Raw genomic sequence first — 13,674 nt, forward strand, 5'->3', positions numbered from 1 at the left:
TGTATTGAGCTTTTACAAATGGAAATGGACTTAAAGATTAATTATACGAACTATCAAGATCCAGGATAATTTGTACTCAGTCGGCAGACTTGATCATCTTCAACTTCTTCACCTTCAGCCTCAATCTTTTTTGCTCGTTCGATTTCTTTATTTAGGGTCTGCTCCATTCGGTCATAGGCTTGCTGAGTTCCTGTTTTAAATTTAAACCCAAGCATTTCAGCCAAACTGCTAAACATACTTTGACCTCTGCGCGTATCGAATAATTTTGTATTTTTTGCACGATGAACCATAATTTTCCCTAAGAGTTGGTTCAAAGATAATTCAGGCCCACCGCTTACCTCTAGATATAATTTTTTCAATTTCTTAAATTTTCGGCGTGTTACGTCTGATTCAGGCTCTTTTTTAGGTAGATCTTCAAGCTTTTTATATAATTCATCTAGTACTTTCGTTTGAGTAGAATTGACCTGAAAACAATTTGGTGGCTTGGGCAAAATATAAAATGTATTTGGGCTTAAGGTGTTTCCATTTAATAGTATTGTTTTGTAATCCAATCCAATGGTAAATAATCTAGAAACATTGGCAGGATAATGCAAGGTATAATTAAGGAGAGAACGTGCTGTTGTACGACAGGTATTAGAGCTATGAATTTCCTTTGACTCATCAATTATATTTTGGCGAACTCGCTTATCATCGTGAGTACTTTCCTTTTTATAAGTCCCAATCTCTTGATAATTGAATGTGATTGCTCCAGGAGCCTTTTCTTCCTCAGGAATATAACAATGTATCCCCTTTCTGAGTTTGTACACTCCCCGTTCTGGAAAGGACAGATTTTTATAATCCCCAACTGGATCTGCTCTATGTTTATAGAATTCCAATTGCTCCTTATGAATATCTCGTGTTATCTCTAAAAATTCCAAATATTGATTAAAGGAAATCGCATAAGCTTGATAACTAATTTCTGAAAAATAGATAGTACTCTCAAGCCCCTCATCAAGTAATACAGCATCTGAATGACTTCCAAGCATTTTTCCAAACAAGGTGCAATGCTGAACACAGCTAGTTCCAAAGCTTTTATCAATAATATTTCCCTTGCCTACCTTCGCTAAGAGCTTAGGTTTGCCATCCACCACGACACCTAACATTATAAAGCTATGAACATCGTGTTTCGCAATAGCTATAAAAAATTCACTTTCTGTATCAACCTTAATTGATTGATCAATTTGTGAATCAACAGTATTCTCAAGTGTCATAAATTACCTCTATGAGATCTTAATTTGACATTATAGGGCATTTCTTGGTCATTTAAAATATTATAAACATCTTCTGATTCTGGAAATGTTCTTTTACCTTAACTCTCGTCCAAGAAAAGCATCCGATCAAAACCGCTTGTCTTTCCAATTTTTCTATATAATGTTCCGTTAATAATTAAAATGTACAATTGTGTTCATTTTACTATTTTAAATATTTTCAATGACTAAAATTTCGACAGACGATGCTAACGAATCAATTACACTTATTAACCCGACAGCCTTAACTAAAGAACAGAGCATATTCCTAAAAGAATTCTTAGAGGGGGATAATCAACCCGAAGTATTTTTACCGGATAATATTTATATACATAAAGAAGTGCATTTTAAATTAACGCATGAGTTGAATTGGCGTCTAGGGAAAGATGATATCAGTGATTGTTTTGAGGTGATGAAAAATAGCCGCGCAGGTATCGGAAAATACGCTACAGTAGACAACATCGAAGGAAAGTTAATTTCTTTTAGTGAAGCACTTGAGTTTGTACCTGCCCATATAAAACCTCACAAAGAGCGGGTGAGGAAATTCATGTTCTTTAAACAAGATAAAGAAGAAGCACAATGGCGTGAGAGTATTGAAAAAGAATACAAACGAACAAAGCAAGCAGGACATTTAAATGTAAGAAAACCTGTGTTTTTTAGAGACAACTCGGAAAAACTTTGTGCCTATATATTCATTAGAAAAGCTCCGGGCACCACACTACATGATATTTTATATGGCAACTCTAAAATAGAACTCGATAACGCAACTCGTAAAACAATCTCTATTGCCATTCTTGACGCTTATATAGAACAAGTGGAAAACAGGGAATTGGTACATAATGATATTTCACTTAAAAATATAATGATTGATGTTTCTAACCCCAAGAAACCAATTGTCACATTTATTGATTATGCATTTGCTAAGAAAATATATAAAAATGATGCAGGTCCAAATATAAGAGGTACTCCTTTATATATGGCTCCGGAACGATTTGTAGGAGAAGGCACCAGCACAGCAAGTGATGTATTTGCTTTGGGACATATTCTTGGAGAACTTTTTGGAGGACAAAGAATCACACCTCCCCCGAGATGGGGATTAAAAGAAATATACCATTTAAATCAGAAAGGTACATTTGATAACGATCTTATTTTTCTTGATGAAGTAGAAAAAGATACCATCACTCATCATCTTTTACCTATGATATCGCCAAGTCCTGAGAATAGACCGACACCCGAGAAAATCAAAGAACTTCTTATGACTCAATATGAGTCATCTCATGGAACAATCATGAATACTTCAATACCTCCATTCTTTCACTGAGTTGGCATGTGCCCCAAAATTTAAAGAGGAGCGTTGAATATTAAATTTCGCACAACCCCGCCCACTTTTTAGGAGGGGCAGTTTCAAAAAAAATAACAAAGAGAGCTCTCTTTATTTTAAGGATTATTATACAATCTATGATGCTCTCTTTGATTCACTGTAAACTGGATTAAAATATGAGCAACAAAATATCACCGGGATAAAAAATGGATCCAGTCACGCACGCGGTTTTGGGAGCTGCCTGTTCTCAGTCAATTTTATACAAGAAAGACAAAAATAATGCCTGGATTGTTGGTGGTCTGGCAGCAATGGCACCTGATTTAGACGTATTAATTCAGCAATCAGACAACCCTATGCTCTTTTTTCTTTATCATCGTCACTTCTCACACTCTTTGCTTTTTATTCCCCTAGGTGCTTTGATTGTTACCTTAGCGTTGTTAGTTTTTAAACGCTTCCGAACCAATTGGAAACTTACTTTTTTAGCTGCATTGATTGGTTATGCAACCCATGGTTTGCTCGATGCATGTACCAATTATGGAACCGTCTTATTTTGGCCTTTTTCTACAACCCGAGTAAGTTGGGATATTGTTTCCATTATAGATCCCTTTGTAACGATCCCCTTATGTTTAGGGGTTGTTTGTACTGTTGTTTTTAATAAAAGAAAGCCTGTCATTTTTGCTTTAATATTTGTAAGCATATTTATGTTATTTAATGGATTTCAACATTATCGAGCAATGACAGCAGTTCAGGATGAACTTGCCAAGATGCGGATAAATACACAGAAAGTACGGGTATTTCCTCAATTAATGAGTTCAACTTCATGGAGAGGAATTGCTCTAACTTCAAATCGCTTATATATTATTAATGCGGAAACCCCACTATTTAAAGAGTCAAAGGCTCCCTTTGTAAAAAGTTACCCTTTTTTCTTATCGCAAAAGTTGCCCGATTATGTCAAAAATTCCTCTTCTTTATTTAGGGATTTTACTATTTTCAAATGGTTTACTGATAATTTTTTAATTATAGTCAATACTAAACCGCTCGTACTCACAGATGGTCGGTTTTTAGATTACGAGGGGAAACTTTCATTGTGGAGTATTCAGTTTTTATCTACCCAACCGCATGTAGAAACGCTTTATTCTTTACGTATAGATAATTACAAACACAATTCCTTATGAGACGACCCTCCTATAAAAAATAAATGTCCTATTTAATAATCTCTTAATTTGAGATCTATATAATTCGCTAAATTCATTACCTTCTGAAGTTTTCCCATGTTAAAAAAACTTGACTCGAACTTATCTAAACAAAATAATCTCCTATTTATTCCCTTTACTGCGAGTGAAAATAATTTTTCTCTATATATGAGAGCCTTGGACTGGAGATATAGTTTAAGAAATTCAGATGGAAAAAGTGATAAAATTCCCGGTATTGTGATGTATCGACATCACGATGAAAAAAAAGAAGATTACGAATATTTTGATCAAGCGCAATTTACTTTTACTAAGGAAAATTTGGGAGATCAAGCAAAAATTTATATTCTTGCTGATGGTACTGGGGATCCTGAGCATGTGGTTAATATCAATCAAGCCTATTATCAATATCTTTCGCAAGAACCTTATGAATTATCCATCCATTCAGTAGCCTGGCGCTTAAAACAATGCGGCCTTACATCTAAATTAGCTCAGAATGTAGAAGCAATTAATTTATTTATTTGCGATGAGAATAATACCAATAAACAATTAGCCGTTTATTTTGCGCAAGGCTTAGGTGAGCATTATAAAGGCACAACCATTAACTATTACTCAGCAGTAGTCTATATACCTGCTTTAATATCATTAAATGGAGTTGACTACGAAACAAAAAAAATGGCGCAATTCTACCAGAACACAGTGAGTAAAATTGGTTATGCTCATGAGCATAAGCATGCTCTAAAAATTAGCGATGCCTTGATGCAGCAAGGCTCCTCAAATGCTAGTGATTCCCTACAATCAAAAGCTCGAGCATTACCCACCTTTAAAGAAATAATAGCTGCGGGTACTGTAAATATTACAGAAATTTTTGATTCTGAGGATACAGAGCAGAGTGTGGCACAAATAACTCCATTCGTTGTTTTCCCAGATGAAGAAACAGATGTTGACTATGATGCTGAAGAAGTTCTACCCCAAATTCAAACTCAAAGTACTGCGCTCATCGTATGGCAAGATAGGAGTATGTTTTCATTTTTTAAATATATTCAAAAGGTCGATAAACAAAATAATGAAGCATTACAAAATGAGTTCGCTCTCTTGAAATTATAAACAAACCCTAACTAAAGCGAGTTTGAGGTTGACTATATTTTACAAGCATTTACTATCTTCTAATCTGTATGAACAATTCATTATCCGCTACACCCAAGTGAAGATGGATTGTTATACACCTTAATAACTATTACATTTATTATTCTATAAAACTTATGTTTCATATTGCCTTATACCAACCTGAAATTCCTCCAAATACAGGAAACATCATTCGCCTGTGTGCAAATACTGGAGCTAAATTGCATTTAATTCACCCTCTTGGGTTTTCATTACAAGAAAAAGCATTAAGACGTGCGGGACTTGACTATCACGAATGGGCTTCCATTGCCCAATATGAAAATTGGGAAGAGTTTATTCAACAACATCAGCAAAGAACAATTTATACCTTCAGTGCTCGAGCTCAGAAGTGTTACTCGAAAATACAATATACCCCAGAAGATATGTTTTTATTCGGACCAGAATCCAATGGCTTACCTAAAGAAGTTTTACAGCAATACACCTCCCTCTCTATTCCGATGCGCGAGAATAATCGAAGTTTAAATCTTTCAAATGCGGTTTCGGTCATTTTATATGAAGCGTGGCGGCAATTAGATTTTACTTGATATGCAACAAATGCATTTATAAAAAATAACCAATACTTGTAATTGGCTTGCCAAGGTTATTTTAATTGAACGCATATTCTATAAATTGAAATTATATTCATTTCTTGTTGACAATAAAATAAATGATCTATATATTCATTTAATGAATAAATATCGGATTCAGATTCATATGGGTCAATTTTTAAAGCTCGTAATACTCGTAATAACCATTCTCTTATCTTCATGTAATACAAAAGAAAAAGAGAGTTCCCTTCATTTCGCCACCACAGCAGAGTATCCACCATTTGAATATAGCGATCACGGTAATATAAAAGGATTTGATATTGATTTAGCAAAACTAATCGCTAAGGAACTTGGCAAAAACGCTGTTTTTGACAATATGCAATTCAGCGCGGTTCTCCCAGCTATAAGCTCTGGGCAAGATGATATTGCCATAGCTACAATCTCAATTACTGAACCTAGAAAAATCAATTTTGATTTCTCTGAACCGTACTACTTTGAAGGTATGGCTGCGGTGTATCATTCCAACCAGCCCGTTACAATACCCAACCAACTCAAAGGAAAGAAAGTAGCAGTACAACTCGGAAGTGTTATGGAGATTTGGATGCGTGAAAATTATCCTCAAGCCGAACTAACTGTCCTTGATAATAACAACCAAGCTGTTGAAGCATTAATTTCAGGTCTAGTTGATGTCGTTTTAATGGATGGAACCCAGGGCAAGATCTACTGTAAAAAACATACGGCTCTCTCTCATTCTGTCATTGCCAAAGCAGATCATGGATATGCATTAGTCGTCAAAAAGGGCTCACCTTTAACGATAAAAATTAACAAAGCATTACAAAAGCTTAAAGAAAATGGAGAAATTCAAAAGCTGGAAAATATATGGTTAAAGGACTCATTATGAATGAATTAATGGAGGCTAACATGTCCCTTACTATCCCAGAAAATCACAATCAGAGTGCAGAAAACTCTTCTCAGTCGATTAGTGAAGTAACAACGAATACGTTTGTTATTAATCTACAACAAGCAATATTTGATCTTGAGTCAAGTAACTATCCAACATCTGAATCAGCAGACTTAACCAATTCAACTGCCTCTAAAAAACCCAAGCATCTGCTGACAGGAACTGAATTAAGTACAAAGGAATTAATGCAGATTTTGGAGAACGCTAAAGCGCTTAAACAATCCCCCTCCTTTTACCATCAGGCTCTAGCCAGTAAAAGCCTTGCTATGATTTTTGAGAAGCCTTCTTTTCGAACCCGATTAAGTTTTGCAATGGCAATTCAAAGTATGGGGGGAATAGCCATTGAAAGCGTGGGTAATACCAGAAAACAAGAAACTCCTGCAGATATGGCAAGAGTTCTAAACGGTTACGCTGATTTTATTATGGTAAGAACTCATGCGGATGAACAGTTACAAGAAATGGCTACCTATGCAAAAGTACCTGTAATTAATGGTCTTTCGGCATTGCATCACCCCTGCCAGATTCTTGCCGATTTATTAAGCCTATGGGAGCAATTCGGCTCCTTTGATGGACTAACGGTAGCTTATATTGGTGATGGGAATAACATTCTCCATAGTTTAATGCTCCTTGCACCTCAATTAGGAATAACAATTAATTACTGCTGTCCTAAAACGCACCAACCGAATGATTCCATTGTCAAACAAGCACAAAACATTAGGAAAGGAATGATTCATGCTTTTTCTAAGCCGGAAGAAGCGGTAAAAAATGCCGATGCAGTTTATACAGACGTTTGGACCAGTATGGGGTTTGAGGGTCAAGAAAATGATCAAGCCTTTCAAGGATTTCAAGTAAATGAATCCTTAATGTCTTTTGCGAAGCCTGAGGCAGTATTTATGCATTGTATGCCCATGGAACGAGGAAAAGAAGTATCCGAGACTTTGCCAGACAGCCCTGCTTCGATAATTTTCACTCAAAGTGAAAACAGGATGCACGTACAAAAAGCCCTACTTCTATTTTTAAATTTATAAAATAATATATATGTGAGCCAGGTGATACGCTGGCTCATCGACTTATGTTCTAGACAAAAAATGGAATTGGCTGTCTCAAAATTCTTTGATAGAGATTAAATTATTTGTTTAGCCAAACTTTAACGTGGGGTGCACTTCTGTATAAGCCGGGATATTCTCTTGATCAATCGTTTTATCTTTAGAATAGATTGTTTCCAAGTTTCTTCGCTCTACTTTCCCCCCTTCTAAACTTACCAAATAAGCCGGCATGTTATATATATGTAACGTCACACTAATCCCTTCTCCCAAACCTTTTCTTCGCTTGAGCTGATGAACAAAAACTCCAGTTAAATCATCACGGTTGCAGTGGAACTGATAACGGTCAATACGATCCTCTAAAGCCGCGGTCAGTTCACTTGTGGGTCGATAGTATTTCTCAGATATTGGCCCTTCCAGAACCGTTACAGTGCCCTTATATTTATGGTCATGAATTGTGGTTTGCTGTCTTTTCGCAAATGCAAATGCCCAAATGGAAAAAGGATTTTTTTCATCGGAATGATCATAAATAAGATAGCGCCCAACACCATTTGGCTTCGCTGTGCTGGGATCAAAAGGCACATAAACGCTATGTTCTAATGCTAATGAGCCCTCTGCAAGTTGTTTAGGTAAAGAGATTGAAACGGTTTCATAAGTTACATCATCGAGTTCAGATATTGCTTTTATCACTTTTTTCTTATTTTTTTCTCTTATTTGATCAATTTTTGAAAACATGTCTCTTCCTTTAGTTCTGTGTATATTCAAATTGAACAACCACTCTTTTGAGCACATCATAATGATGTATTTCTATCTCTGATAACTAAATAGATAATGGCAAAAATCATCGCTATGATTAGTAACACATTGTAAAAAATTGTTGGATTCATGCCAACTATAAAGCACAAACAGAATGTGTCTACATTTAAACTGATTAGTGTAGGAAATTTTGCTAATATATACATAAAGTAGATTGATAATTTAGGAGAGAGCCAGAATGTCTAAAAAAATTCCAAAAAATTTTGGAAAATCGATTGACTGGACTGTTACTTCGGATAAAAAACAAATAAATTCCCTGAATAAAAATACCCGAACGATTGCCCAAGAGTTAGATAAGAATCCATTGCCAGATAAAAATGAGCTAAATCCAACAAAAAAACAATAACTTACCTCGTGTTATTTGGTAAAAAAAATAAAACTTGCATATTTTTTATAAAAATCTATCATAGTTAAAGCATGTTTTATTAAAAAAGGATTTTATAGATGATGATGTTTTTTAAAAGATTTGCTACTTCTGCTCCTCAGAAAGCACTAAAGAACAGCGCTGCTCCCAGCAGTTTTTTTAAAGAAATAAATTGGACCGTACTTAAGGAAAAAGGAACTAAGACAAAATTAAATGAATCTACTAAGGTAATTGTGGATGAGATAGAAAACTCCTCGTCCATTGATGCTCAAGGGCCCGTTCCAAAGATAAAGTAAGCCGACGAATAGAACCAGGTGTTCACAAGCTAAATTAGACTCTCAAGTCCAGGGTGGAATAATCCTCCCTGGCTTCACTAATTTTTCTTTAATCCAATTTATTTTATTATCAGTGGGCATTGATAGATTAAACTCTCTAACTCTTCAAAATGCTCTGGAGCACTAGATTTTAACGCAGCAAACTCCTCTTCATCTGGAACACTGAGTACACCATCTTGAACAGTTGCAACTATATTTTTTTCAAGGTTATTAATCGAAGTTGAACCAATGTCCTGACGCACAAATGCAATTTTAGCCGATCCAAATTTAGTTGGATCGATTACTCTTGCTATGCCAGCAGCAATTGAAATATCTGCATTTTCATAAAGTTCTTGTGCGGATGTTGCTTTACAATTAAGCTGACTTTGATTGATAAAATCCATATATTGTGGAAGATTTATTACATAGATTGTGTTTGTCTCACAATCGACGACCACAGCTGGCTTGTTATCTTCTGAATCAGACTCTTGATCTTGCTTGCGATTGAATTTTTTCTCAATTGCCATTTCATTATTTACAACACTAATAATTACTTTTTTAGACTGATTTTCTTGAACTACTAATGGAAAACGTTCACTGACACTACGATAAGAATTTAATACATATTCAGGAGGAGTAATAAAATCATTATTCGCCATACCTCTTTGAATTACACCATCCACTGCATTCTCTGGCTTTCTTGTCGAAACGGTTATCAAATAAGTTCCATCTTTTTTTAAGCCTATATCAAGCCACTTAGGCCAGATATTACACATTTCTTTGAATACATTTGGTACTTTCTTATTTTTATCCATACGACGCGTTAGAAATTCACCGCTCATATTATAAGTCACAACGGCTTCTGTATGCGTCAATGCACCAATATACTTTTTGTGAGCAGCTTGGACACATTCATCTGCATAAAAAATGGTTCGTTTTCTATCAACAGTAAGTAGAGCAAGTTCATCTAATGCATATCCTGTTTGCTGTTGCAATTGTACAGCAAAACCCTCTGTTGTAATTGATTTACCGCTACCAGGTCCTCCAGCCATCAAAACGGTGAACCGGTCAGGATAATGTGTAGGTGCTTTTTCTGGAACACCAATAAATGTATTTGCCTGTATTGCTGAGACTAAAGGTAAAGCCTCATATTTGCATTGTTTAAGAAGTAACTCAATTACGGACTCTGAAACAGTATATATTTGTTCATCAACTTCCTTTTTAAGTAATTCATCTGCTACTCGAATTATCGCCAATTCACTAATCCCAAGATCCGATGCATCAATAATTCCCTCTTTTCTTCGTTTTATGAGTTCTGCTTTCAAGTTACGATAATGCTTATGAATCTGCGGATGTTGTTGCTCCGTACCTGCATCATGTAACATCTTATATACCCAATCAAGATATTTCACTCGCTCAGAGGCCATGTTTATTTGAGGAATCACAGGAACAATATGTTTTGAGTGGAAATCACGGACAAACCGACCAAACTCCAAATTTTGAGGTGGTGTTTTGACTAATAAAGGAATTAAAGCTCCTGTTATTTGTAATGAGCGTCGCTCGCTTTCATACAGAATTAAATCGCCCATGGATGTACCACTATGCCCTTTGTAGTGTCCAAAACTTCTTAGCATTAACTTTAATTCTTCTGCCTTTTGTATCGAATTTTTTACTGCAGTAAATTCAACTGTTTTATCTTTGAAAATATCAGGAAATGCTTCTTTACCTGATTGGAGCACCCCCTCAATATCACAAGATCCTTCATTATATTTCTTCCAATTGTGTTGAGAATAATAACGAACAACATGTGTGTTGCCACCTAAATTTATAGTTTTCTTGGCTTTTGATTTAAAATATTTAGTTGCACTAGGGGCTAGTTTAGACAACATCATTAAACTCACTATTTAAAGTAATGTATATCCTGGATATTTATATTTTACACAATACAACTTAACTAAATATTAAGCATTGAGTTAAGTTGTCAAACACAGTAATAAAAAAACGAAAAAAATCTATGCCTTGCTGTTTATTTAGAGGTCGAAATTATTTATGAAACAACCTAAGAATGACGCTACTTATTTCCCCTAAAACAAGATAAGATAGGATAAAAACAAGGCTACAACCTTTTTACACTGAAAAGGATAAATCACATGGTAGTCATTTATTACCAAACTGATTCTCGCATACAGTCTAAAATTCTTAATGATGAGTCTAAAGATCTACTCCAAGAGGCACTTTGGATTGATTTACTGTGTCCGACAAAAGAAGAAGAACAAATAGTCGAAGCACAATTGAACATTGAAATACCGACTAAAGAAGAAGTTGAAGAAATCGAACCCTCCAGTAGATTGTATAGTGAAAATAATGTCTTATATATGACAGCAACAATGGTCGCTTTATCCGATTTACCTGAAGTTAAGACGGATGTGGTCACTTTTATACTTACTGAAAAATGCTTAATTACCTTGCGTTATGTCGAGTTGCATCCATTTAAATTATTTATTAAAAAATTATTACGCTCTAAAACTAAAGAGTACGATACACATGCTCTACTAATAGGATTATTAGATGCTGCAGTAGATAGGCTTGCTGATATTTTAGAAAAAATTAGCGATAAGTTTGATGAAATATCAAAAATTATTTTTCATCCCAAACAAAATAATCAGACACCTGAAACTAATTATAAACATATATTGCAATATATAGGTGCAAACGGTGACTTAAGCACTAAAGCCAGTGAAAGTTTAATATCATTTACTCGCTTAATCTCATACTTGGAACAAGTATATAGCTCTGATATCGCCAAAGAGATAATGACCCATCTCGTCATAATCCAAAAAGATATTAATGCGCTTCGAGAACATGCAAGCTTCCTGTCTACCAAATTCAGCTTTTTACTTGATGCTACTTTAGGCATGATTAATATAGAGCAGAATAATACAATTAAAATTTTCTCAGTTGCCGCTGTTATTTTCCTTCCACCAACCCTCATAGCAAGCGTCTATGGAATGAATTTTCATGATATGCCTGAGTTACGTTGGCATATAGGCTACCCTATTGCGATACTCATGATGATAATTTCTGCATGGTTACCCTTTAGGTATTTTAAAAAGAAAAAATGGTTATAAAGTTTAGTCTGTCTCTTAATAAACAATTATCTATATTTTTGCAATGCTTCAATTCGTTTTTCAAGCGGAGGATGGCTTGAGAAAAGAGCAAGCCAACTTCCGCGGCTCGATATTTTCATCGCATTAAAAGCTGGTGCACGATCATCGGTTGGTGTTTGATTCATGAGTTGTTGCAAACGTTGTAACGCCTTAATCATCTTGTCTCTACCAACATATTGCGCTGAACCTCTATCAGCTCGAAATTCGCGATAGCGAGAGAACCACATGACGATCATGGAGGCTAAAATTCCAAACAGTAATTCAAAAATAAGAGCTACTCCATAATAAACAAAACCACCTTGTACCTCTTCATCACTGTCTCTTCTAAAAAACTGCATCACGAAAAATGCAGCAATACGGGCAAAAAAGATTACAAAAGTGTTGACTACACCTTGAATCAAAGAGAGCGTTACCATATCACCATTCGCAACATGAGACATTTCATGCCCTAATACGGCTTGTACTTCATCTTCCTGCATCGCATTGAGTAATCCTGTTGAAACAGCAACAAGAGCATTGTTTTTATTCCATCCGGTTGCAAACGCATTCGGTTCGGGGCTATCGTAGATTCCGACATCTGGCATCCCAATGTTTCTTTTTTTGGCTAACTCTTGTACTTGATTTATTAGCCAAGATTCTGCTTCAGTCTTTGGTCTCTCAATTAATTGGACATTAAACGCACGAATCGCCATCCATTTAGAAATAAAAAGTGAAATCAATGATCCTGTGAAGCCCACAATCGCAGCATAGATTAATAGAACTTTATAATTTAAACCATATTGCGTCAGGTATGGGCTAATATTGAATAAACTTAGTATAAAAGAAATGACTAAGAGTATGGCTAAGTTCGTAGCAAGAAATAAAACAATTCTTTTAAACATAGTTTTTTCTCTAATTTGTTCTTCCTTATCTTAATTATAGAATGTTACATGATTTTAGGAGATTTATTTTTCTCCGTATGTACAAGTTATTGTTTTTCTAGGAAAAAAGAAATCATCATGCGATACTTGGAATAATCGAATTAAATGTGCCATATTAATAATCGGTTATATTTCATAAATTAAAGGGAGATTGTTTATGAATTATGTAGATGGATTTGTTGTTGCCGTGCCAAAAGCAAATAAAGAACAATATATTGCACAAGCAACTAAGGCAGGCAGAGTATTTAAAGAACATGGTGCCTTAAGACTAATCGAATGTTGGGGAGATGATGTACCTGAGGGAAAAATTACGTCTTTTCCTATGGCTGTGAAGTGCAAAGAAGATGAAATCGTTGTTTTTTCGTGGATTCTTTGGCCATCCAAGCAAGTTCGTGATGAAGGAATGAAAAAAGCCATGGACGATCCCCGATTAAAACCCGATAACAATCCAATGCCTTTTGATGGCAAGCGATTGATTTATGGGGGGTTTAATATGGTTGTTGATGTCTAATCTAAATTCAATAACATTAAAGTTATTGTGCCTTATCTGTTTTTGACCTATTAAAAATCGAAACCTTGT

14 protein-coding genes are annotated in these 13,674 nt (G+C 35.2%); 10 read left to right on the top strand and 4 right to left on the bottom strand.

Annotation, left to right across the window (positions count from 1 at the left end; translation table 11 throughout):
* Positions 1–53: 53 nt before the first annotated feature.
* Positions 54–1,250, bottom strand: coding sequence for a hypothetical protein (locus tag ACWTEW_RS30655; protein WP_454781752.1), 1,197 nt, complete (start codon positions 1,248–1,250; stop codon positions 54–56).
* 220 nt (positions 1,251–1,470) lie between these two features.
* On the opposite strand from ACWTEW_RS30655, the gene ACWTEW_RS30660 reads away from it, so the two are divergent.
* From ACWTEW_RS30660 to argF, 6 genes are all read left to right on the top strand, one after another.
* Positions 1,471–2,607, top strand: a complete 1,137-nt coding sequence (locus ACWTEW_RS30660; protein WP_454781753.1) for a protein kinase domain-containing protein — start codon at positions 1,471–1,473, stop codon at positions 2,605–2,607.
* 206 nt (positions 2,608–2,813) lie between these two features.
* Positions 2,814–3,782, top strand: coding sequence for a metal-dependent hydrolase (locus ACWTEW_RS30665; protein WP_454781754.1), 969 nt, complete (start codon positions 2,814–2,816; stop codon positions 3,780–3,782).
* Positions 3,783–3,878: 96 nt separating this feature from the next.
* Entirely contained in the window at positions 3,879–4,904 is a 1,026-nt protein-coding gene (locus tag ACWTEW_RS30670; RefSeq protein ID WP_454781755.1) for a hypothetical protein, read from the top strand.
* 155 nt (positions 4,905–5,059) lie between these two features.
* Positions 5,060–5,506, top strand: a complete 447-nt coding sequence (locus ACWTEW_RS30675) for a tRNA (cytidine(34)-2'-O)-methyltransferase (RefSeq protein ID WP_454781756.1) — start codon at positions 5,060–5,062, stop codon at positions 5,504–5,506.
* A gap of 169 nt (positions 5,507–5,675) precedes the next feature.
* Positions 5,676–6,410: an ABC transporter substrate-binding protein gene (locus tag ACWTEW_RS30680; RefSeq protein ID WP_454781757.1), complete on the top strand. Its 735-nt coding sequence runs from the start codon at positions 5,676–5,678 to the stop codon at positions 6,408–6,410.
* Between the two features lie 20 nt (positions 6,411–6,430).
* Positions 6,431–7,498, top strand: coding sequence for an ornithine carbamoyltransferase (gene argF, locus ACWTEW_RS30685; protein ID WP_454782059.1), 1,068 nt, complete (start codon positions 6,431–6,433; stop codon positions 7,496–7,498).
* Positions 7,499–7,606: 108 nt separating this feature from the next.
* Here the strand turns inward: argF and ACWTEW_RS30690 are convergent, their stop codons facing one another.
* On the bottom strand, positions 7,607–8,248 hold the full coding sequence (locus tag ACWTEW_RS30690; RefSeq protein WP_454781758.1) for a cupin domain-containing protein: 642 nt from the start codon (positions 8,246–8,248) through the stop codon (positions 7,607–7,609).
* Between the two features lie 259 nt (positions 8,249–8,507).
* Here ACWTEW_RS30690 and ACWTEW_RS30695 point away from each other — a divergent pair, with 259 nt between their 5' ends.
* Together ACWTEW_RS30695 and ACWTEW_RS30700 are read left to right on the top strand one after the other, a co-directional pair.
* Positions 8,508–8,675 carry a hypothetical protein gene (locus tag ACWTEW_RS30695; RefSeq protein WP_454781759.1) on the top strand — a complete coding sequence of 56 codons (168 nt, stop codon included), beginning with the start codon at positions 8,508–8,510 and terminating at the stop codon, positions 8,673–8,675.
* A gap of 98 nt (positions 8,676–8,773) precedes the next feature.
* Positions 8,774–8,989 (top strand): hypothetical protein, encoded by a 216-nt coding sequence (locus tag ACWTEW_RS30700; RefSeq protein WP_454781760.1) that lies wholly within the window; start codon positions 8,774–8,776, stop codon positions 8,987–8,989.
* Positions 8,990–9,087: 98 nt separating this feature from the next.
* On the opposite strand, the gene ACWTEW_RS30705 is transcribed toward ACWTEW_RS30700, so the two are convergent.
* Positions 9,088–10,899: a hypothetical protein gene (locus tag ACWTEW_RS30705; protein ID WP_454781761.1), complete on the bottom strand. Its 1,812-nt coding sequence runs from the start codon at positions 10,897–10,899 to the stop codon at positions 9,088–9,090.
* 258 nt (positions 10,900–11,157) lie between these two features.
* On the opposite strand from ACWTEW_RS30705, the gene ACWTEW_RS30710 reads away from it, so the two are divergent.
* The gene (locus tag ACWTEW_RS30710) at positions 11,158–12,135 is read left to right on the top strand and encodes a magnesium transporter CorA family protein (protein WP_454781762.1); all 978 of its coding nucleotides are present in this window, start codon (positions 11,158–11,160) and stop codon (positions 12,133–12,135) included.
* 26 nt (positions 12,136–12,161) lie between these two features.
* Here the strand turns inward: ACWTEW_RS30710 and htpX are convergent, their stop codons facing one another.
* A complete protein-coding gene (gene htpX / locus ACWTEW_RS30715) occupies positions 12,162–13,055 on the bottom strand; it encodes a protease HtpX (protein WP_454781763.1) in 894 nt (297 codons plus the stop codon).
* A 196-nt stretch (positions 13,056–13,251) separates the two neighbouring features.
* Between htpX and ACWTEW_RS30720 the strand changes: the two genes are divergently transcribed.
* Entirely contained in the window at positions 13,252–13,605 is a 354-nt protein-coding gene (locus ACWTEW_RS30720) for a DUF1428 domain-containing protein (RefSeq protein ID WP_454781764.1), read from the top strand.
* The last annotated feature ends 69 nt before the right edge of the window (positions 13,606–13,674 follow it).

This window comes from Legionella stuttgartensis (assembly GCF_977063405.2).